At 73.0% G+C, this 21317-nt stretch carries 16 protein-coding genes and 1 riboswitch; of the genes, 6 read left to right on the top strand and 10 right to left on the bottom strand.

All coding sequences use genetic code 11. The features are described from left to right. Positions 1-134 precede the first annotated feature (134 nt). Positions 135-256, bottom strand: a riboswitch (SAM riboswitch). 224 nt (positions 257-480) lie between these two features. Both AB0P17_RS37130 and AB0P17_RS37125 read right to left on the bottom strand, forming a co-directional pair. Continuing rightward, positions 481-1824 carry a jacalin-like lectin gene (locus tag AB0P17_RS37130; protein ID WP_365818361.1) on the bottom strand — a complete coding sequence of 448 codons (1344 nt, stop codon included), beginning with the start codon at positions 1822-1824 and terminating at the stop codon, positions 481-483. A 230-nt stretch (positions 1825-2054) separates the two neighbouring features. Then, on the bottom strand, positions 2055-2933 hold the full coding sequence (locus tag AB0P17_RS37125; protein WP_365818333.1) for an alpha/beta hydrolase: 879 nt from the start codon (positions 2931-2933) through the stop codon (positions 2055-2057). 223 nt (positions 2934-3156) lie between these two features. Here AB0P17_RS37125 and AB0P17_RS37120 point away from each other — a divergent pair, with 223 nt between their 5' ends. Beyond that, entirely contained in the window at positions 3157-6591 is a 3435-nt protein-coding gene (locus tag AB0P17_RS37120; RefSeq protein WP_365818331.1) for a BTAD domain-containing putative transcriptional regulator, read from the top strand. A 3-nt stretch (positions 6592-6594) separates the two neighbouring features. On the opposite strand, the gene AB0P17_RS37115 is transcribed toward AB0P17_RS37120, so the two are convergent. Next, a complete protein-coding gene (locus tag AB0P17_RS37115) occupies positions 6595-7788 on the bottom strand; it encodes a helix-turn-helix domain-containing protein (protein ID WP_365818329.1) in 1194 nt (397 codons plus the stop codon). Between the two features lie 325 nt (positions 7789-8113). Here AB0P17_RS37115 and AB0P17_RS37110 point away from each other — a divergent pair, with 325 nt between their 5' ends. After that, the gene (locus AB0P17_RS37110; protein ID WP_365818359.1) at positions 8114-9886 is read left to right on the top strand and encodes an FAD-binding dehydrogenase; all 1773 of its coding nucleotides are present in this window, start codon (positions 8114-8116) and stop codon (positions 9884-9886) included. Positions 9887-9961: 75 nt separating this feature from the next. On the opposite strand, the gene AB0P17_RS37105 is transcribed toward AB0P17_RS37110, so the two are convergent. Both AB0P17_RS37105 and AB0P17_RS37100 read right to left on the bottom strand, forming a co-directional pair. Beyond that, on the bottom strand, positions 9962-10276 hold the full coding sequence (locus tag AB0P17_RS37105; protein ID WP_365818327.1) for a hypothetical protein: 315 nt from the start codon (positions 10274-10276) through the stop codon (positions 9962-9964). Next, positions 10273-11181 carry a phytanoyl-CoA dioxygenase family protein gene (locus AB0P17_RS37100; RefSeq protein ID WP_365818325.1) on the bottom strand — a complete coding sequence of 303 codons (909 nt, stop codon included), beginning with the start codon at positions 11179-11181 and terminating at the stop codon, positions 10273-10275. Before AB0P17_RS37100 ends, AB0P17_RS37105 begins: the two co-directional genes overlap by 4 nt. Positions 11182-11290: 109 nt before the next feature. On the opposite strand from AB0P17_RS37100, the gene AB0P17_RS37095 reads away from it, so the two are divergent. Then, positions 11291-12184, top strand: coding sequence for a helix-turn-helix domain-containing protein (locus AB0P17_RS37095; RefSeq protein ID WP_365818323.1), 894 nt, complete (start codon positions 11291-11293; stop codon positions 12182-12184). On the opposite strand, the gene AB0P17_RS37090 is transcribed toward AB0P17_RS37095, so the two are convergent. Then, positions 12165-13415 (bottom strand): cytochrome P450, encoded by a 1251-nt coding sequence (locus tag AB0P17_RS37090; protein ID WP_365818321.1) that lies wholly within the window; start codon positions 13413-13415, stop codon positions 12165-12167. The genes AB0P17_RS37095 and AB0P17_RS37090 overlap by 20 nt on opposite strands. Before the next feature lie 159 nt (positions 13416-13574). Between AB0P17_RS37090 and AB0P17_RS37085 the strand changes: the two genes are divergently transcribed. Both AB0P17_RS37085 and AB0P17_RS37080 read left to right on the top strand, forming a co-directional pair. Next, positions 13575-13799: a ferredoxin gene (locus AB0P17_RS37085; protein WP_365818319.1), complete on the top strand. Its 225-nt coding sequence runs from the start codon at positions 13575-13577 to the stop codon at positions 13797-13799. A 67-nt stretch (positions 13800-13866) separates the two neighbouring features. Further along, on the top strand, positions 13867-15171 hold the full coding sequence (locus AB0P17_RS37080) for a cytochrome P450 (RefSeq protein WP_365818317.1): 1305 nt from the start codon (positions 13867-13869) through the stop codon (positions 15169-15171). Here the strand turns inward: AB0P17_RS37080 and AB0P17_RS37075 are convergent. The 4 genes from AB0P17_RS37075 to AB0P17_RS37060 form a co-directional block, all read right to left on the bottom strand. Continuing rightward, positions 15137-16834, bottom strand: a complete 1698-nt coding sequence (locus tag AB0P17_RS37075) for an allantoin permease (RefSeq protein ID WP_365818315.1) — start codon at positions 16832-16834, stop codon at positions 15137-15139. The two genes, AB0P17_RS37080 and AB0P17_RS37075, sit on opposite strands and share 35 nt — an antisense overlap. Positions 16835-17013: 179 nt before the next feature. Further along, entirely contained in the window at positions 17014-17538 is a 525-nt protein-coding gene (locus AB0P17_RS37070) for a DUF6328 family protein (protein WP_365818313.1), read from the bottom strand. 196 nt (positions 17539-17734) lie between these two features. Continuing rightward, entirely contained in the window at positions 17735-18166 is a 432-nt protein-coding gene (locus tag AB0P17_RS37065) for a PPOX class F420-dependent oxidoreductase (protein ID WP_365818311.1), read from the bottom strand. A gap of 90 nt (positions 18167-18256) precedes the next feature. Then, positions 18257-18667, bottom strand: coding sequence for a Fur family transcriptional regulator (locus AB0P17_RS37060; protein WP_365818309.1), 411 nt, complete (start codon positions 18665-18667; stop codon positions 18257-18259). Positions 18668-18948: 281 nt separating this feature from the next. On the opposite strand from AB0P17_RS37060, the gene katG reads away from it, so the two are divergent. Further along, positions 18949-21180, top strand: coding sequence for a catalase/peroxidase HPI (gene katG / locus AB0P17_RS37055; RefSeq protein ID WP_365818307.1), 2232 nt, complete (start codon positions 18949-18951; stop codon positions 21178-21180). Positions 21181-21317 lie beyond the last annotated feature (137 nt).

The raw sequence follows: 21317 nt of genomic DNA, 5'->3' as shown, positions 1-21317 counted from the left end.
CGGCCCGTGGGTGATGGTTCGCCGGCCGCTCGTCGAGCGGGGGCCGCTGGGCGGGGCACCATGACGACGTGCCCTGGGGCATCACGTCCGCTGTCATCTCGTGCTCCCGTCACAGGTACTGGACCTGGGTGACAGGTCCGCGCTTGCTCCCGGCACATCGGTGTGCGCGTGGAGCCGTGTCATCACCCGGGGCACCCCACCGCAGAAGGAGGGTTGCCGCCCAGCAAGCCGGGGCTTGTCGCTGGGACTCGTGACGGCCAAAAACGTAACACTCTGTGGCTGGATTCTGAAGACGAGGCGGATCACATGGTGGTCACACTCAGATCGCAGAACCGGATGAAATTGAGCAAGTATGGACAAAATTTCGCGTGAGCGTCTCGGCATCCGGTCACCGGGCCGTCTCCCTCCCCCCGGCGCCCGCGCCCGCCACGGCGATCCGCGCCACCGGTCCGGCGGCGCTCGGGTGACGTACCCCTTCGGCTACTTCGGCGCGTAGACGACGCCGAGCTTGTCGATCTCGTCGTCCGCGCGGCCGGTGAAGCCGACGATCCGCCATCCCGGCGGAGCGGTCCGGGTCACCGCGTCCGAGGTGGGGGTGCCCGCCGCGAGGGTGCGGCCGGCGTCGGTGGTGAACGCGGCGGAGAAGATCCGGGTACGGCCGTCCTTCTGCCCCTTGGTCAGCTTGACCGAGGTGAGGTGTTCACCGGCGGCGAGGGTGAGCGAGGACGCGGTGCCGCCCGTGCCGCCGTGGTTCAGCACCGTACCGCCGTCGAAGGTGAGGCCGACGGCGTCCAGGCGGCTCCCGCCGCGCAGGGTGAGGGTGCGGGGCGCGGGGGTGGCCGGAAGGGCGCGGGCGTCGTTGAACGCGGTGCCGTGCGGGCCGCCGAAGAAGTCGGAGGCGCGGCGGTCGGCGGGCAGCGACCAGGAGAGGCCGACGGCGTGCGGGTAGTGGTCGGAGAGGTGCTTGCCCGCGCCGTCGAGGAAGGCGCGCCAGTCGTTGGTGAAGGAGGTGGCGTCGAGGCCGACCAGCGGACCGCTCCGGTAGAGGACCTTGTCGACGACCTCGCAGGTGTCGGTGGGCGCGGCGGAGTCGCAGACCAGCGCCTCACTGCCGGGGGCCGGGGCGGAGCCACCGCGTACCAGCTCCACCCAGGCGTCGGTGAGGCCGTTCTCCGAGAGGAGCGTGCGGATGTTGTCCCCGGTGCGCGTGTAGCGGGTGTTGGTGTCGCCCATGACGATGACGGCGTTGCCCGCGCTGTACGTCCGGATGAAGGACGAGAGCTGGACAATGTTGGCGCGCCGGGCGGCGAGCGCGGCGTCCGTCGTGTCGGCGTTGGTGTGGACGTTGTAGAGGTCCACGAACACGCCCTCGGCGAGCCGGACCCGGGCGAGCGAGAAGCCCTTGGGGGTGAGGCAGTCGGTGCCCGTGCAGTCGTTCCAGCGGACCCGCTCGAAGTCGTCGAAGGGGTGGTCGGACAGGGTGTTGAGGCCGTCGCCGAAGGCGGCGCCGCCGCTGGTGGCGGTGCGGTACGGGTGGGCGTCGTTGGCGTACAGCGAGGCGTGGTAGTTGAAGTCCTCCTGCACGTTGACGATGCCGTACGGGCCCAGGCGCTGCCCGATGAGCGGGGTGTTGGTCTGGGGATCGCTCTGGCCGAGGCCGAGCGGGAGCCCGGCGATGTTGTACGTCAGCAGCGTGAGGGAGCCGGAGTCGGCCGCCGGGGCCGCCTGGGCCGCCGGAGCCGCGGCGACCGGTGTGGCCGCGCCGGTGGCGAGGCCGGTGAGCGCCAGCGCGCCGGCGGCGAGGACACCGGCCAGCGCGCGTATCGGGGTTCGCATGTGGGGGCCTTCCCGAGAGGGCGGGAGAAGAGTACGGAGAAGTTACCGCGCAGTCATCATCTACGGTCAAGTGCCTTGACGTACAAGGGCAGTTGCCCGATCGATCCATGGGATCGGCGAGTCCGCCGTCCCGCCGCGCGGCGGTTGCCCGCCGATCGTCCCGGGATCGCCGGGTGTTCATCCTTCCCCCGGATCCTCTCGGTTTTCCCTGACGGGGGTTACCGGTCCAGCAGGCTCCGCAGCGCCTCGACGACCTCGGCGGGGGCCTCCTCGGCCATGAAGTGGCCCAGGGCGACGGAGGAGTGGACCAGATCGGGGGCCCACGCCTTCCACAGGGCGGCGGCGTCGAAACCGAGGGCGGCGCCCCAGTCCTGCTGGAGGACGGTCACCGGCATCCGCAGCCGGCGGCCGGCCTCGCGGTCGGCCCGGTCGTGGGCGACGTCGACCGTGGCCGAGGCCCGGTAGTCGGCGACGATGGAGACGACCGCCGCCCGGGACGCCCTGAGGTAGGCGGCGCGGAACTCGGCCGGGATCGCCTCCGGCTCGCGGGCCCAGATGTCCAGGAAGTGGCCGAAGAAGGCGTCGGGGGCGGCGCCGATCAGCGTCTCGGGCAGGCCGGGCGGCTGGGCCATCAGATAGAGGTGGAAGCCGACGGCGGCGGAGGTGCCGTGCAGCACGTCCCACATGTCCAGCGTCGGCAGGACGTCCAGCGAGGCGAGGTGGGTGACCGCCCCGGGGTGGTCGAGGCCCGCGCGTACGGCGACCAGAGCGCCCCGGTCGTGACCGGCCAGGGCGAACCGCTCATGGCCGAGGGCACGGGCGAGGGCGACGATGTCGGCGGCCATGGTGCGCTTGGCGTACACCGACCCGTCGGTCTCGGCCGGCTTGCCGCTGCCGCCGTACCCCCGCAGGTCGGGGCAGATGACCGTGTGGTCGGCGGCCAGGTCTGCGGCGACGTGCCGCCACATGAGATGGGTCTGGGGGAAGCCGTGCAGCAGCACGACGGGGCTGCCGGAGCCGCCCACGGCGACGTTGAGGGCGACGCCGTCGGCGACCGTGACGCGGCGGTAGTCGAATCCGGTGATCCTGGGCTCCATGGTGCGGACCTTTCACTCGGTGTGTTGTCCCGTCGGGTACGCGGTGTGCCGGCCCCCGGGTACGCGGCCACTCTGCGGGCCGTCGATCAGCAACCGGTCAGCAACGGCTGACCAAGGCGCACGGACGGGTGTACGGGCCGGGGTACGAGCGGGTCGTACGGCCAGGTCCACGGGCCGGTGGTACGGCCGGGGCCCACCGGCGCGGGCCCGCTACATTGGCCGGATGACCAGCGAGGCGGCCCCACCGGACGTGACCTTCGGGGTGCTGGGCCCGCTGGAGGCGGCGGACCGGCACGGCCCCCTCGCCCTGAAGGGGCCCCGGCACCGGGCGGTGCTGGCCCGGCTGCTGATCGCCCGCGGCAGGGTCGTCCCCGTGGACCGGCTCGCCGCCGACCTGTGGGAGCGGCCCCCGGACGGTGCCGCCGGGGCGATCCAGACGTTCGTCGCCGCGCTGCGCCGCGCCCTGGAACCCAACCGCCCGCCCCGCGCCCCCGCGCGGCTGCTGGTGACGGACTCCCCCGGCTACGCGCTGCGCGCCGCCCCGGACGCGGTGGACGCCTGGCGGTTCGAGGCGGTGGCGGGCGCGGCCGGTCCGCTGCTGGCGGCGGGGCGGGCCGGGGAGGCGCTGGCCCGGCTCGACCGGGCACTGGCGCTCTGGCGCGGACCGGCGTACGCGCAGTTCACCGCGGAGGCGTGGGCGCACGGGGAGATCACCCGGCTGGACGGGCTGCGGCTGCTCGCCGTGGAGCGGCGCGCGGAGGCCCTGCTGGAGCTGGGGCGGGCCGCCGAGGCGGTGCCGGAACTGGCGGCCCACGCCGGGGCCCATCCACTGCGCGAGGACGCCTGGCGGCTGTGGGCGCTGGCGCTGTACCGGTCGGGGCGGCAGGGTGACGCCCTCGCGGCGCTGCGCCGGGCCCGGGAGACGCTGGCCGAAGAGCTGGGGGTGGACCCCGGCCCCGGGCTGCGCGGGCTGGAGGCGGACATCCTCGCCCAGGACCCCCGCCTCACGGCGCCCGCCGCGGCCGCCGGGGAGAGCGGCGGGCCGGGCAGGGGCACGGAGATCCCCCGGGTCACCGTGCCCCCGGCCGGGGAAGCGCCCGCCACCGCGGCGCCCGCCGGACGGCCGTTCGTGGGCCGCGCCCGGGAGCTGGCCCTGCTGGAGGAGGCCGCCGCGACGGCCGTACGGCGCGACGGCCTCGCCCTCGCCCTCGTCTCCGGCGACCCGGGCGCGGGGAAGACCGCGCTCGCGGAGACCCTGACCGGCGCGCTGACGGCGCGGGGGTGGACCGCCGCGTGGGGCCGCTGTCCGGAACACGACGGGGCGCCGGGCGGCTGGCCGTGGACACGGATCGTGAGCGCTCTGGCCGCCTCGGGGGCCGGGCTCCCTCCGGACTCCCGGGCCGCCGGCCGCTTCCGCGCACATCAGGAGGCGGCCTCGTACCTGAGCGGGGTGGCGGCCGGCCACGGCCCCGTGCTGCTGGTCGTCGACGATCTGCACCGGGCGGGAGAGGAGACCCTGGACCTGCTGACCGCCCTGGTCACGGCGTCCGTCGCGGGCCCGGTGCTGCTCGTCGGGACCTACCGCGCCACGGAGATCTCCCCGGGGCTGACCGACGCGCTCGCCCGGTTCGCCCGCGCCGAACCGGCCCGGGTGTACGTGGGCGGCCTGCCCGAGACGGCCACGGACGCCCTGGTCCGTACGCTCGTCCGGCGCGACGTGGACCCGCGGACCATCCGCGCCGTCCACCGGCGCAGCGGCGGCAACCCCTTCTTCGTACGGGAGTTGGCCCGGCTGGTCGACACCGAGGGGCGCGCGGCGCTGGACGCCGTCCCCGCCGGGGTACGGGACGTGATCCGGCACCGGCTGGCGCGGCTGCCCGACGCGGCGCGCGCGGTGCTGCGGCAGGCGGCGGTCGCCGGCCCCGAGGTGGACGTGGAGGTGCTGCTCGCCCTCGGGACGGACGAGGACGTGGTGCTCGACGCGCTGGAGTCCGCGCTGGCGGCGGGCTTCCTCACCGAACAGGGCCCCGGCCGGACGCGGTTCGCCCACGCCCTGGTGCGCGACACGCTGTACGACGACGTCTCCGGGCCGCGCCGGGCCCGCTGGCACGCCGCGGTCGGCGAGGCCGTCGAACGGCTGCGCCCCGACGACATCACCGCCCTCGCCCATCACTTCGGCCGCGCGGAGAGCCGGGCCACGGCCACCAGGGCGGCGCGCTACGCCCGGGCGGCGGCCGTCGAGGCCGAGCGGGGATTCGCCCCGCACGAGGCGGTGCGGCTGTGGCGGCAGGCCGTCGCCGCCCATGACCGGGGCGGCGAGGGCGATGTACGGGGCCGGCTGGAGGCGGTCATGGGGCTGGTGCGCGCGCTGGCCGTGACCGGGAGCCTGGAGGCCGCGCGGACGCACCGTGCGGAGGCGGTCGCCACGGCCGAGGCGCTGGGTGATCCGGCGCTGACCGCGGAGGTGGCCGGCGCCTTCGACGTGCCCGCGATCTGGACCCGTAACGACGACGAGGACCTGTCCCGGCGGATCGCCGGGACGATCGGGCGGACCCTGGCTGCGCTCCCCGGGGACCAGGTGGCGCGGCGTGCCCGGCTGCTGGGCGCCCTCGCCCTGGAGCTGCGCTCCACCGCCACCGGCCGGGGGGACCGGGCGGCGCGGGAGGCGGAGGCCGCCGCCCGCCGGCTGGACGACCCCGCCCTGCTCGGCCTGGCGCTCAACGGCCGCTTCCTGCACTCCTTCCAGCGGGCCGGGCTGGCCCCGGAGCGCGCCCGGATCGGCACGGAACTCGTCGAACTCGCGGGCCGCCACGGCCTGGTGACCTTCGAGGTGCTGGGCCGCCTGGTCCTCGTCCAGGCCCGCTCGGCACTCGCCGACCTCACCGCGGCCGACGCGCACGCGGCCGCCACGGACCGGCTCGCGGAGCGGTACGACATCCCGCTCGCGGGCGTGTTCACCCAGTGGTACGCCGCCCTGCGGCTGACCGTCGCGGGGCGAAGGGCCGGGGCGGAGGCCGCGTACCGCGCGGCCGGCCGGGCCCTGGCCGGCAGCGGTATGCCGGGCCTGGCGGAGGGCATCCTCCCGCTCGCGCTGCTCTGTCTGCGCCTCCAGGCGGACGGGTGGGCCGCGGAGACACCGGCGGGCGAGGAGACACCGGCGGGCGAGAGGACGCGGTCGGCCGCCGACGCGGCGGAGGAGGGCGACGCGGCGGCGGAGGAGGGCGACGAGGCGGAGTGGGGGCCCCACGCGCCCTGGGTCCGCCCGCTGGCGCTGCTCGCCGCGGGCCGCCGCGAGGCCGCCGGGGCGGCCCTGCGCGCCGTCCCCGAGTCGCCCCCCGACCTGCTGCTCGAAGCCCGGCTGTGTCTGGTCGCCCGGGCCGCCGTCGCCCTCGGGGACCGCCCGGTGATGGCGGCCACGTACGAGCGACTGCTGCCCGCCGAGGGCGAGTTGGCCGGGGCGGGCAGCGGTCTGCTCTGTCTCGGCCCGGTGGGACGCCACCTCGGCGAGCTGGCGCTCGCGCTCGGGGAGCGCGGGCGGGCGGCGGCGCACTACCGGCGGGCGCTGGAGGTCGCGCGGAGGGCCGGCGCGCCGCACTGGGCCACGGCCGCCCGCGCCGCGCTCGGCACCCTCGGCCTCCCTGTCCAGGAGCGTGCGTAGGCCTTACCCCGCGTCCGGGCCCGGGCCGGGATCCGGGCGCAGCCAGGTGGTCAGCGCCCACCACCAGTGCAGGGTGGCCAGCGGCCCCGGCCGGCCGTCGTAGCGGGGGTCGGTCAGCGACTCCCCCGTGATCTGCTGGAGCCGGCCGAGCCGGTAGCGGACGGTGTTGGGGTGGGTGAACAGGGTCGCCGCGGTCTGGTCGAGCCGGCGCCCGTGGTCCAGGAACGTCAGCGCGGTGAGGGCGAGCTGGCGGTGGAACTCGTCGGAGGGGTCGAGGGATCCCAACAGCCCGCGGGTGAGGTACGTGCCCAGGAGCGGCTGGTCCGCCAGGGCGATCTCGGCGGCGAAGTCGGTGAGTTCGTACATCCCGTGCCACCCGCGCCGGGCCCCGAGGTCCAGGGCGCGGGCACAGAGCCGGTACGCGGGGCGGAGCGCGTCCAGCGGCAGGGCCGGCGAGAGCACGGCGAGGGCGCCCGGCGCGATCTCGTCACCGCTCGGCGGCCGGGCGCACAGGCCCACCAGGCACCCTTCGACCCGTGCGAAGTCACCGCAGGGGGAGCCGGGTCCGGCGGCGGCCCCGGGGGTGGGCGGCCGAGGGTGCCCGGGTCCCGCGGCCTCCATGACGAGGCAGTGGCGCACGCTGCCGGGCCGGAGGCCGGCCCGCGCCAGTTCGTCGGGGCCCGGGGGCGCGCCGCCGGCCAGGAGTTGTCGCAGCACCCGCGCCCGCGCCCCGTCCGCCGGGTGCGGCGCGCCCTGTTCGGCGGTGCGGTAGCCGTGGACCACATGGCGCTCGACTGCGTCGCCGTACTCCTTGAGCCGCAGGACCGCCGGGATCAGCAGGCCGTCGGTGATCCCGGCGGCCCGGCCGCGGTCGACGGTGATCTCCACCGCGCGGGTGAGGGCGGCCTGCACGCCGCGCAGGACGGCGGTCACCGGGACGGCCTGACCCGCCCGGTCGGCGCCGAGGAGCAGGGCGGCGGCGAAGTTCTGTTCCTCGACCCGGTCGAAGGTGGCGGCCCACTGGCCCGCGGCGGTGACCAGGGCGGTGACGTGGCGGCGGTTCTCCGCCTCGGCGAGCCGGGCGACCTCCGGCGAACGGCTCCGCGCCGCGTGGACGAGTTCGCCGCACACGGCCGGGTCGAGGGCCATGGCCCGCAGGATCCCGGTGACCGGCTCGCGCTGATGGGTGACCGTCATGAGCCTCGCCCTTCTGCGTTCTCCGTCGGAGCGCTGTCGCGGAGCACCGTCGCGGGAGCACTGTCGCCGGGTGACAACGACGGGGCGGATGCGTTGGCGTCCGGCTACTACCGCGCTTCTATGGCGACCTGATTATCTGTGAGCTACCGCACGGTAACAGCAGGGTCATCGTGACAACACCTCCCACGCGCCCCCTTTCGGAAGGCCCCCCATGGAGACGCCGGTGAGTCCGGAGAAGCCGCACAGCACGGAGAAGCCGCACAGCACGGAGAAGGCGCACAGCACGGAGAAGGCGCAGGAGCCGGAGAAGCCGGCGGAACGGGCCGTGTTCAGCCGCCGCCGCGCGCTGACGGTGGCGGGCGGGGTGATCGCCGGCGCGACCGCCTTCTCCGGGACCGTGCCGGCCTTCGCGGCCCCCGGCTCCGCCTCGTCCTCGGAGGCCGACGCGATCGTCGTCGGCGGCGGTCTCGCGGGGCTGGTGGCGACCGCGGAACTGGCGGCGGCGGGGCGGAAGGTGCTCCTCCTCGACCAGGAGCCCGAGTCCAATCTGGGCGGGCAGGCGTTCTGGTCGTTCGGCGGCCTCTTCTTCGTGGACTCCGACGAGCAGCGGCTCATGGGGATCAGGGACTCGCACGAACTGGCCTGGCAGGACTGGCAGGGCGCGGCCGGCTTCGACCGGGGCGTGGACGATCCGCGCGGCCAGGACCACTGGGCGCGCAAGTGGGCCGAGGCGTACGTGGACTTCGCCGGCGGCGAGAAGCGGTCCTGGCTGTACGGGCTGGGCGTGCGCTGGTTCCCCATCGTCGGCTGGGCCGAGCGCGGCGGGGGGCTCGCCGAGGGGCACGGCAATTCGGTGCCCCGCTTCCATGTCACCTGGGGCACGGGGCCCGCCGTGGTCGAGCCGTTCGAGAAGAAGGTACGGGCCGCGGTCGCCTCGGGCCTGGTGACGTTCAAGTTCCGGCACCGGGTCGACGGGCTGGTGCGGACCGGCGGCGCCGTCACCGGCGTACGCGGCTCGGTCCTGGAGCCCAGCACCGCGGCCCGCGGCAAGGCCACCTCCCGCACCGTGGTCGGTGACTTCGAACTCCGCGCCCCGGTGGTGATCGTCACCTCCGGCGGTATCGGCGCCAACCACGATCTCGTACGGCAGAACTGGCCGGCCCGCCTCGGCTCCCCGCCGAAGACGATGATCACCGGTGTGCCCGCCTACGTGGACGGCCGGATGCTCGCCATCACGGAGCAGGCGGGCGGACGGATCGTCAACCCCGACCGGATGTGGCACTACACGGAGGGGCTGCGGAACTACGACCCGATCTGGCCCGGCCACGGCATCCGGATCCTGCCGGGCCCCTCGTCGATGTGGTTCGACGCGACCGGGAAGCGCTTCTCCGCACCCGACTTCCCCGGGTACGACACCCTGAACACCCTGAAGTCGATCACCGCGAGCGGATACGACTACTCCTGGTTCGTGACGACCCAGAAGATCCTGGCGAAGGAGTTCGCCCTGTCGGGCTCGGAGCAGAACCCCGACCTGACGAACAAGGACATCCTGAAGCTGCTCTCGCGCATCTGGCAGACCCCCGAGCCGATCGAGAAGTTCAAGAAGAACGGGGTCGACTTCGTCGTCGCGACAAGCCTCTCCGAACTGGTCACCGGCATGAACAGGCTGACCGGGAACAGCCTCATCAACCTGGCGGATCTGAAGCGCCGGATCGACGCGCGGGACCGTGAGATCGACAACCCCTACACCAAGGACGCCCAGGTCATGGGCATCCGGAACGCTCTCGCCTACCCCGGGGACACCCTGAGTCGTACCGCCTCGGCGCACAAGATCATGGACTCGGGCGCGGGACCGCTGATCGCCGTACGGCTCAACATCCTCACCCGCAAGACCCTCGGCGGGCTCCAGACGGACCTCTCCGGCCGGGTGCTGGACACCTCCGGCGCGCCGGTTCCCGGTCTGTACGCGGCCGGTGAGGTGTCCGGGTTCGGCGGGGGCGGAGTGCACGGATACCGGTCCCTGGAGGGCACGTTCCTCGGCGGCTGCCTGTTCTCCGGCCGCCAGGCGGGCCGGGCGGCGGCCGCCGCCACCGCCTGACGACGCCCCGTGGCACGGCGGAAGCCGGGTCCGGCCCCCTGGAAGGGCTGGGCCCGGCTCCGCGCGTGCCGTCCGTCAGCCGGTGGCGATGAGCTTCTCGAAGAAGAACTCGTGTTTCAGGAAGGACGTCTCGTACTCGTGCCCGGGCTGCGGGGGCAGCAGCGGGGACGCCTGGAAGAGCCGCCAGCCGTCCTTGAGGGCCGCCACCCCGGTGTCGTACGGCGGCACCTCGCTGTCGCCGGTCGTCGGGGAGGTCTCGCCCGTACCGTCGTAGACGGCCCAGCCGATGACGTCCGAGTCGAGCGCGGAGGTGGACAGGTAGAGGACCAGGACGCGCTGGCGCAGTGCCGGTTCGGCCGCCGGGGTGGTCGGGGTGGTCGGGGTGGTCATGCGTGGCTCCCTGCGGCTTCGGACGTCACGGACGGGGCGGACGGGACGGACGGGACGGACGGGGCGGACGGCGGCCGCGGTGCGACGCGCCGCGGACGGTTGGTCACCCGGGTCACCCAGTAGGCGGGGTCGTAGGTGGGGTCGCCGGTCAGGGCCCACCACAGCCGCGTCCGGTTGTACACCTCCAGGCGCGCGGCGGCCTGTTCGTACCACGGGAAGGTGACGCCCAGTTCGTCCGCCACGGCCGGGTCCGCGAGGTCCGAGGTGTCCCAGAGCCGCACCTGACGGACCGTCGGGTTGAAGCGGATCTTGAACATGTAGCGGTCGGCGTCGCTGTCGTTACGTCGTCCGCCGTGCCAGAGCCCATGGTGCACAAACACCACGGTCCCCGCCGGGCACACCAGCCGGGACTGGCCGCGCAGATTCTGGTACCGGCCGGTGTCCGACTCGTTCGTGCGCCGCAGATGGCTGCCGGGAACGCTCAGCGTGCCGCCCATGTCCAGGGTGACCTCCTGCGGGTAGTACATGAGCTGGACGTCGAACGCGTCCGTACGCGTGTCGATGATCGCGTCGGCGTGCAGCGGCTGCGCCTCGCCCTCGTGCGCCCGGCGGATGTGCACCGCGTGGTGGTCCACCAGCGGCGACGGTCCGACCAGACTGAGCAACGCGCCCGCCACCTGCGGAATCTCCACCAGGCGCCGGGCGAAGGAGCCTTCCGCGTACGCCTCGTCGAGCGGGGTGCCGGCCGGTGCGCCGGGGATCCCGGTGGCGAGGATGTCCAGCGCCTCGGTGTTCATGGCTCCGGGGACGACGGCGTCGAGCCGCAGCGAACCGTGGGCGACGAATCGGGCCATCCGCACGGAGCTCAGCAGAGGGTGACGAGCGTCGGTCGGTGTGGTTGTCATGCGTCCCAGGCTAGGAAGCCGGGGCCCGGCGGCGCGTGGCCCCGGCTCACCACTACTGGTAGATTCTCGCCCTCGCGGGGAGACTCCGGGTCTCCCGGGAGGGAGCCGTGTGCGGACGGTGGAGGTACGGCTCGACGAGCCCCCCGAGGTCGTCAACATCGGGATCGGTGTGCACGGCGCCGAGGGCCGGCTGAGCGATGTGTTCCGCCTCCCCGACCTGTGGCAGCTCCATCTCTACCGGTACGCGGCCGAACTCACCGTGGACGGCACCGCGCACCCGGTCCGGCCCGGTCATGTCAGCCTCGTACCGCCCGGCGCGACCGTCCGCTACCACTACCGGGGCCGCTCCGAGCACCTTTACGCGCATCTGCGGCTCACCGGGGGCGGTACGGCCCGTACGCTCCCCGTCGTCCAGCCGTCGGGCGCGCAGTTCCCCACGCTCTCCGCCCTCCTGCTCCAGGCGGTGGCCGCCGCGCCGAGCACCCCCGCCCGGGTGACCGCCGAGGTCTGGGCCGTGCTGTGGCGCGTGGCACTTCTCGCGCCGCCGGAGAGCCCGGCGGGGCCGCACCCCGCCGTGACGGCGGCCATCGTCCATGTCGAGGCGCGGCTGGCCGATCCGCTGACCGTCCCGGAGATCGCGCGGGCCGCCGGGGTCTCGCACAACCACCTCACGCGGCTCTTCCGCGCCGAGACCGGTGACACCGTGATCGGCTACCTGCGCCGACGCAGGCTGGAGCGCGCGCGGCATCTGCTGCGCGAGTCCACCCTCTCGATCCCGGCCGTCGCGGCGTCCGTCGGCATCCCCGACCTCCAGGCGTTCAACAAGGCGTGCCGCCGCGAACTCGGCGCCTCCCCCCGCGCCGTGCGCGCCACGCGCCACGCGGGGCCCGCCGCGTCACCCACGCCCACGCCCGCGGCGTCGCCATCGCCCGCCGGGGCCCCACCGTCCGGCGGCCGCCCCGAGCCGGACGGGGACGCCCCGCTCAGTGCTTCTCGGGGGTGAAGACGAGCGGCAGCCGGACCACGCCCCGTACCTGGGTGGCGTGCGAGACCACCCGGTCCTCCGGGTCGATCCGGTAGTCGGGGATACGGCGGTGGATCTCCTCCAGCGCGATGCGCAGCTCGATCCGGGCGAGATGCGAGCCGAGACACCGGTGGGGCCCCGACCCGAACGAGAGATGGCGGTTGGGCGTACGGTCGACCCGCACCTCGTCCGGGTCGGTGAACTCGCCGCCGTCCCGGTTGGCGCCGTTCAGCAGGAGCAGCAACTGGTCGCCCGCGCGCAGCCGTACACCGCCCAGTTCGGTGTCGCGGGTGACCCGGCGGCCCGCCGAGACGGCGGCCTCCAGCCGCAGGATCTCCTCGACGGCGCCCGGCACGAGCGCCGGGTCGTCCACCACGCGCCGGCGCTCCCCCGGGTTGGCCGAGAGGTGCGTCAGCCCCCACGCCAGCGAGCCCTGCACCGTGTGCAGCCCGGCGATCAGCAGCAGGAAGAACATCCGGCACAGTTCGTCGTCGGTCAGCGGGCGGGTCGTGTCGCCGATCCTGAGCGGGGTGTTGATGATGGCCGCCGTGACATCGTCGCCCGCGTCCGGCCGGCCGCGCCGCTCCGCGATCACCTCGGCGAAGTAGCCGAACATGCGCTGCGCGGCCTCGGCCCGCGCGGCGTCGGACTCCTCCTCGCTCGCGCCGGGCCTGCCCTGCAACGCGGTGTCGGTGCACTCGGTGAACATCGACGCGTCCCGCTGCGGCCATCCCATGAGCGCGAGGAACACGGCGGTCGGCAGGGCGTGGGCGAACTCCTCGACGAACTCGCACGTCCCGCGCCCCGCGAACCGGTCGATCAGCCCGTGCACGATCCCTCGGATCTCGGGTTCGAGGGCCTTCATCCGTGGCGGGTTGAACAGCGGCTGGAGCGCCTGCCGGTACGGGGTGTGCTCCGGCGGGTCGAGTTCAAGCGGCAGGAACTTGCCGTCCCCCGCGTTGACCAGGTTGTTGGGGTGGCTCGAATAGGTCCCGGGGTTCCGCAGCACCTCGTGGATCTCCGCGTACCGGGTCACCAGCCAGTGCCCGCCGTGCGCGCGGGAGAACACCACCGGTCCCAGCGCGGCGAGTTCGGCCACCCGCTCCTGGAGGGTGTCGACGGGAGCCGCGACGGACGGATCGTAGATGTCGAAGTCCACGCACAGGTGTTCCGGCAGGTGTTCCGGTATCTCTGTGGCTCGCACGGTCATGCGGTCGCACCCCTGTCCGGTCGCTGGAATCGTGAACGCGCATGCTACAAGGCCGAGTTGGGGAGGAGGCTGGTTCGCCGCCGGGCATTGGCGGCCGTTCCGCCCTCCCGGTGGGTGACAGGAACCCCTTATAGTGCCCGGAACACCCGGAGGGCCGTGATGACCGTACGAATCAGCGTCGACCGGCAGGCGTGCGCCGGACATGGCCTGTGCTACGGCGCCGCGCCGGAGATCCTCGACTGCGACGACCAGGGCGACCCCGTGGTCACCCGCTCGCCGCTGCCCGAGGACATGGTGGGCGCCGCGCGCCACGCGGTGGACCTCTGCCCGGAACGGGCCCTGACCCTCACCTTCGAGGACACCGGCCGGCCTTCCGGTCCCTGAACCCGCTGGTTGAACCGGCTGGTGACCCCCAGCCCCGGACGTACCCGACCCCGGAGACACAACAGCAATGACACCGGCCGAACCCACCGCCCAGACCCCCGGGGCGACCGCCCCACCGCCCGGGTGCCCCGCGCACCGCGGGGACGGGGGACGCGGCTCCGCCGTGCCACTGAGCGGACCCCGCTTCCAGACCGAACCCAGCAGCCTCTACCGGGAGATGCGGCGGGACCACGGCGCCGTGGCCCCCGTCCTCCTCGACGGCGGCATACCGGCCTGGCTGGTCCTCGGCTACCGCGAACTCCACCAGGTCACCGGCGACCCGGTGCTCTTCAGTCGCGACTCGGAACTGTGGAACCAGTGGGACAACGTCCCCGAGGACTGGCCGCTGGCGCCGCTGATCGGCCGCGGCCAGCCGTCCATCCTCTACACGACCGGGGAGCGCCACCGCGAGCGCGCCACGATGGTGAGCGATGCCCTGGAGGCCGTCGACCCGTTCGTGCTGCGGTACTTCGCCGAGCAGCTCGCCGACGAGCTGATCGACGGCTTCTGCGCCGAGGGCGGCGCGGACATCATCGCCCGGTACGCGATGCCGTTCCCGGTCCGGGTCCTCGCCAAGATCTACGGTTTCCCCGACGACCAGGGGCCCGGTCTGGCCGCCGCCGCGATCGATCTGGCCGAGGGCGGCGAGCGGGCCCAGGCGGCGCAGGGCTATCTCTTCGAGGCGACCATGTCGCTCCTCGCCGCGAAAAGGGACGGCGCGGGTCCTCCCGACGTCGCGTCCCGGCTGCTGCGGAACACCGCCGGGTTCACCGAGGAGGAGGTTCTCCACGACCTCATCGTGCTGGTCATCGCGGGCCATACACTGACCGCCGACTGGATCGGCAACTCGCTGCGGCTGATGCTCACCGACGACCGGTTCACCGCCTCGCTCTCCGGCGGCCGGCACAGCGTCGCCGAGGCCATGAACGAGGTCCTCTGGGAGGACACCCCCGCGCAGAACGCGGTGGGCCGCTGGGCCAGCCGCGACACCAGTCTCGGCGCCCGCCACATCAAGGCGGGCGACCTGCTGCTCTTCGGGATCGCCGCCGCCAACAACGACCCGCAGGTCCGCACCCACAGCTCCGCGCTCACCGGCGGCAACAACGCCTACTTCTCGTTCGGGCACGGCGAGTACCGCTGCCCGTTCGCCGCGCAGGAGATCGCCGAGACCATCGCCCGTACCGCCATCGAGGTACTGATCGACCGGCTCCCCGACGTCGACCTCGCGGTGCCCGCCGACTCACTGACCCGGCGGCCCTCCCCGTGGGCGCGCGGTCTGACGTCCCTCCCGGTGAGCTTCAGCCCCTCGCACGCCATGCGCTCCGCGGGCTGACGGGATCGGCGGGCAGGACGTGATCGCCGAGCCGGTCGGTGCTCAGGCAGAGCGAGCAGACCACCGCGTCATGGGTGCGGCAGGCGGCCAGGTCGGGCCGCTCGAACTCCTGGCGGCAGACATGGCAGGGGTAGGTGCGCGCGCTGGGGTTGCCCGTGGCGTCGAGCAGCGGCTCGTCGATCCCGTCGTCGGCGCGCCGCAGGTAGTAACGGCCCTTGGTGGCCACGGCCATCAGCGGGGTGAGGACGAAGGCGATCAGCGCGGCGGCGACGGGTGAGTAGGGCTGGAGGGTGTCGCCCAGGGCGTGGAAGTACAGGGCGATGGAGAGCCCCGAGGCGGCGACGAAGGAGACCACCCCCACCGGGTTGACGGCGTACAGCATGCCCCGGCGGAACTCGGGGGCGTGCGGGGAGAGTTTCAGCAGATATTTGTTGATCATGATGTCGGTGGCGACGGTGACGACCCAGGCGATGGCGCAGTTGGAGTAGAAGCCCAGGAGGCTGTTGAGGAAGCTGAACATGTCGGCCTCCATCAGGATCAGCGCGAACGTCAGATTGACGAGGACGAAGACCATCCGGCCCGGGTACCGCTTGGAGACGCGGGTGACGGAGTTGGTCCAGGCCAGCGAGCCGGAGTAGGCGTTGGTCACATTGATCTTGATCTGGCTGATCACGACCAGGACCACCGCCAGCGGGACCACCAGCCAGGACGGCATCATCGCGTCGAAGGCGCCGCGGAACTGCTGGATGGGCTCGGTGGCGGCCACCGGGCCGACCTCGGAGAGGATGTAGACGGCGAGGAAGACACCCATCGCCTGCTTCAGCGCGCCCAGCACCACCCACCCGGGACCGGCCATGACCACGGCCGCCCACCAGGAGCGGCGGTTGGCGTCGGTCTTCGGCGGCATGAAGCGCAGGTAGTCGATCTGCTCGCCGATCTGCGCGATCAGCGACAGACACACCCCGGCGCCCAGCAGTACGGACGCGGTGTCGACCGCGCCGTCGCCGTCGGTCCCCGCGTACGCCAGCCAGCGGTCCACCGTGCCCGGGTCGGTGACGATCAGGTGGATCAGCGGGCCCGCCATCAGCAGCAGCCACACCGGGGTCGTCCAGACCTGGAGTTTGCTGAGCGCCTTCATGCCGTAGATGACCAGCGGGATCACCAGCAGCGTGGAGACCAGGTATCCCGCCCACAGTGGCAGCCCGAAGCCGAGTTTCAGCCCCTGGGCCATGATCGAGCCTTCGAGGGCGAAGAAGATGAAGGTGAAGCTGGCGAAGATGACGCTGGTCAGGACGGACCCGTAGTAGCCGAATCCGGAGCCGCGGGTGATCAGGTCGAGGTCGATGTTGTACCGCGCCGCGTAGTAGGCGAGCGGAAAGCCGGTGAGGAAGATGACGGCCGCCGCGAGGGCGATCGCGGCCAGCGCGTTCCCGGTGCCGTGGGTGAGGCCGATACCGGCGCCGATGGAGAAGTCCGCGAGATACGCGATCCCGCCGAGCGCGGTGGTCGCCACGACCATCGGCGTCCAGCGGCGGTAACTGCGCGGGGCGAACCGGAGGGTGTAGTCCTCCAGCGTCTCGTCGGCCGCCGGAGCGGCGCCCTGTGGTGCGGTGGGCGGCTCGTGGTCACCCGTGGGAACTATGAGCTGTGGCTCGCTGCTCATGCCGCGCCTCCTGGGGGGAGTGAGGGCCGCGGCGGTCCCGTGGGACCGGACGGCACGGCGGGCCCCGCACCGGACGGCGCGTACCGGCCCGTATCCATGACGTGGAAGGGTAGGAAGGACCTGTTTCCCCCAGGAGCCCGCCGCGTGAAGCGGCTGTTACCGGGTGTTCCCGTCCCCGCTCAGGGCGCGGATCCGCGCCGCGCGGTGGTGTGGCGGTGCCGGGCCCAGAGGGGCAGGACGAACCAGCAGTACGTGTACCAGGCGACGACCGCGGCCACGATCCACGGCGCATACGGGTCGTGGGTGGCGACGCGCAGGATCAGGAGGAGCGCCGACGTCATGGTCGCCAGCAGCAGGAGCAGCCCGACGAAGGTGAGGCGGGAGGCCGACCGTACGGCCTGCGGCTTGATGTGCCGCCCCACGACCATCCGGTGGAAGGAGACGGGCCCGATCAGCGCTCCGGTGGCGGCGGCGCCGAACAGGACGGTGACGACGTAGATCGTCTTGTCCGTCCGGGCGAGACCTTCGTACGCCGGGGTGAACGCGACGGTCAGCAGAAAACCGAAGAGGATCTGTACGCCCGTCTGGGCGACCCTCACCTCCTGGATGAGTTCACCCCACTTGCGGTCGGCACGCTCCTCGTCCGACTCGTGGCGGCCGTTCGCCGCGCGGGGCCCCGCCCCGCCACCGTCCGTGGGCCTCACGCCGCTTCCCCGCTCTCCGTCCCTCGTCACGTTCCGAAGCGCGGCGCCGGGGGCGCCGCGCTTCGGGCGGTACCGGCCTCCGGCGTGCCCTGCCCGGAAAGCCGCCGGTTCGCCCTCTCCTCACCGTGCCACCCGTCGCTCCGGGGTGAAACCGCACAGGGGGCGTGGGGGTGACGGAGGGCGGCTCGGGGCGCGGTCAGCCGATCCGGGCGCCGTACACGTGGTCGACGGTCATCGTCATCAGCACCCGGCGGTCGGAGACCATCACCGCCCGGTACTCGTCCCAGTCGGGATGCTCACCGCCGGCGAGGCGGTAGTAGCGCACCAGTGCCTCGACCTCGGGACCGTGGGGGTCGGTCCCCGGCCCGGTGAGGATCACGGCGCCCTCGGCGGTGGCCCAGGACCGCCCGTCGGGTGCGGTGACCTCCAGGGCGGCTCTCGGGTCCCGGCGCAGGTTCGCCGTCTTGGCCCGTCCCTCCGTCATGGACACGTGGAGGACTTCGGTCCCCCGGTCGTAGAAGGGCGTGACGGGAGAGAGCTGGGGACGGCCGTCCGCCTTGATCGTGGCGAGGACACCGAGCCGGCTCTCCGCGAGGAGTGTGCGTGGATCGAACGGGGTGACAGTCATGTCCGGGGCCAAGTCACGGCGGGGCGCCCGTTATTCCCGTCCCCGCGGGGCGAGCGGCCGTACGGGTGACGTACCGCGGCCGAACGGACCTCAGGCGCAGGACGGGCACAGTCCGCGGTAGGTGACCTCGACCTCGGAGACCGTGAAGCCGAACCGCTCCACCGCCGGGAGGTCCGCCAGCGGGTTGCCCGTCGGGTGGACGTCGCGGATGGTCCCGCAGACGGAGCACACCAGGTGCTGGTGCGGGTGATGGGCGTTGGGGTCGTAACGCTTGGCCCGGCCGTCCGTGGAGACCTCGATGACCTCGCCGAGGGTGACCATCTCGCCCAGTGTGTTGTAGACGGTCGCCCGGGAGATCTCCGGCAGCCGCTGTGCGGCGCGGGCGTGCACCTCGTCGGCCGTGAGGTGGACGTGGTCGCCGTCGAGGACCTCCGCAACGACGCGCCGCTGGGAGGTCATCCGCCAGCCACGTCCTCGCAGTCGTTCCAGCAGGTCACTCATGTCGGTTCACCTATTCAGGTTTGGTGGGATACCCGAAGTTTACCGGTGGGTGCCCAGGGTTCCGTTCCGGCCACGTACGTGGCGTTCTTCCGCTTGGCGTTCTTCTTGACTAAGACTCTGTCCATTGTAGGATCGGATCCGGCAATAGCCAAGGGACAGGAAGACTCCAGTGGCGCGGGAGGCCCTCGCGAGAGGCCCTCGCCGCATCCGCCGGGCCCCGGCTGTTCCACCGCCCCCAGTGTTCCTGAGCACCATGATCGACCTGGTCCGGAAGGATTCCGATGTCTGAGAACCATGATGAAATCGTCGTAGACGCGAAGGCTGAGGGCGGAGGCGGTTGCCCGGTCGTGCACGGACGTGCCCCGCACCCGACGCAGGGGGGCGGCAACCGTCAGTGGTGGCCGGAGCGGCTCAACCTGAAGATCCTTGCCAAGAACCCCGCCGTGGCCAACCCCCTCGGTGAGGAGTTCGACTACGCCGAGGCGTTCAAGACCCTCGACCTCCCGGCCGTGAAGCAGGACATCGCGGCGGTGATGACGGACTCGCAGGACTGGTGGCCGGCCGACTTCGGGCACTACGGACCGTTCATGATCCGTATGGCGTGGCACAGCGCGGGCACCTACCGGATCAGCGACGGCCGCGGCGGCGCGGGCGCCGGGCAGCAGCGCTTCGCCCCGCTCAACAGCTGGCCGGACAACGGCAACCTCGACAAGGCCCGCCGTCTGCTGTGGCCGGTCAAGAAGAAGTACGGCCAGGCGCTCTCGTGGGCCGACCTCATGATCCTCGCCGGCAATGTCGCCCTGGAGACGATGGGCTTCAAGACCTTCGGCTTCGCCGGTGGCCGCGCGGACGTGTGGGAGCCCGACGAGGACGTGTACTGGGGCCCCGAGACCACCTGGCTCGACGACGAGCGCTACACCGGCGACCGCGAGCTGGAGAGCCCGCTCGGCGCGGTCCAGATGGGCCTCATCTACGTCAACCCCGAGGGCCCGAACGGCAACCCGGACCCGATCGCCGCGGCCCGCGACATCCGTGAGACCTTCCGGCGGATGGCGATGAACGACGAGGAGACGGTCGCCCTGATCGCGGGCGGTCACACCTTCGGCAAGACCCACGGCGCGGGCCCGGCGGACCACGTCGGCGCCAACCCCGAGGGCGCCTCCATCGAGGAGCAGGGCCTCGGCTGGAAGAACTCGTTCGGCACCGGCAAGGGTGGCGACACGATCACCAGCGGTCTGGAGGGCATCTGGACCAACACCCCGATCACCTGGGACAACAGCTTCTTCGAGATCCTGTTCGGCTACGAGTGGGAGCTGTTCCAGAGCCCGGCGGGCGCCAACCAGTGGCGGCCGAAGGACGGCACCGGGGCGGGCACGGTCCCCGACGCCCACGACGCGTCGAAGACGCACGCCCCGACGATGCTCACGACCGACCTCTCGCTCCGGTTCGACCCGGCGTACGAGCAGATCTCGCGGCGCTTCCTCCAGGACCCCGACGCGTTCGCGGACGCCTTCGCCCGCGCCTGGTACAAGCTGACCCACCGCGACATGGGCCCGGTCGCCCGCTACCTCGGCCCGGAGGTCCCGGCCGAGGAGCTGCTGTGGCAGGACCCGCTGCCCGCGGTGGCGCACGAGCTCGTCGGCGCCGAGGACATCGCCGCCCTCAAGGCGCAGATCCTCGGCCAGGACCTGTCGGTGTCCGAGCTGGTCTCCACGTCGTGGGCGGCCGCCTCGTCCTTCCGCGGCAGCGACAAGCGCGGCGGCGCCAACGGCGCGCGCGTCCGTCTGCAGCCGCAGAGCGGCTGGGAGGTCAACGAGCCCGACCGGCTCGCGGCGACGCTGCGCGCCCTGGAAGGAATCCAGGAGTCCTTCAACGCCGCCCAGACCGGCGGCAAGCGGGTCTCGCTCGCCGACCTGATCGTCCTCGCCGGCGGCGCGGCCGTCGAGAAGGCCGCGAAGGACGCCGGCGTCGACATCGAGGTCCCCTTCACGCCGGGCCGCGTGGACGCGTCGCAGGAGCAGACGGACGTGGAGTCGTTCGCCGCGCTCGAACCGGCCGCCGACGGGTTCCGCAACTACCTCGGCAAGGGCAACCGGCTGCCGGCCGAGTACCTGCTGATCGACCGGGCCAACCTGCTCAACCTGAGCGCCCCCGAGATGACGGTCCTCGTCGGCGGTCTCCGCGTCCTGGGCGCGAACCACCAGCAGTCGTCGCTCGGTGTCCTCACCGCGACCCCCGGGTCCCTGACGAACGACTTCTTCGCCAACCTGCTCGACCTGGGCACCACGTGGACGGCGACGTCCGGGGACGCGAACACGTTCGAGGGCCGCGACGGCGCCACGGGCGAGGTCAAGTGGACCGGCAGCCGCGCCGACCTCGTGTTCGGTTCCAACTCCGAACTGCGGGCGCTCGCGGAGGTCTACGCGAGCGACGACGCGAAGGAGAAGTTCGTGAAGGACTTCGTCGCGGCGTGGACCAAGGTCATGAACCTCGACCGGTTCGACCTGGTCTGACCTACGGCGTCCGGGCCGGCCGGCATCCGGCCGGCCCGGACGTTCCCGCCTCAGGGGATCACTTCGGTGGTCCCCTTTCCGCGTGCGCCCCCGGGACGGGCGTACCGGAACCGCCCGTGCCCACAGAAATTCACGGG

The sequence above is a fragment of the Streptomyces sp. NPDC088124 genome, assembly GCF_040685895.1.
Classification (GTDB): domain Bacteria; phylum Actinomycetota; class Actinomycetes; order Streptomycetales; family Streptomycetaceae; genus Streptomyces.
This window is presented reverse-complemented; position numbering and strand designations above follow the sequence as displayed.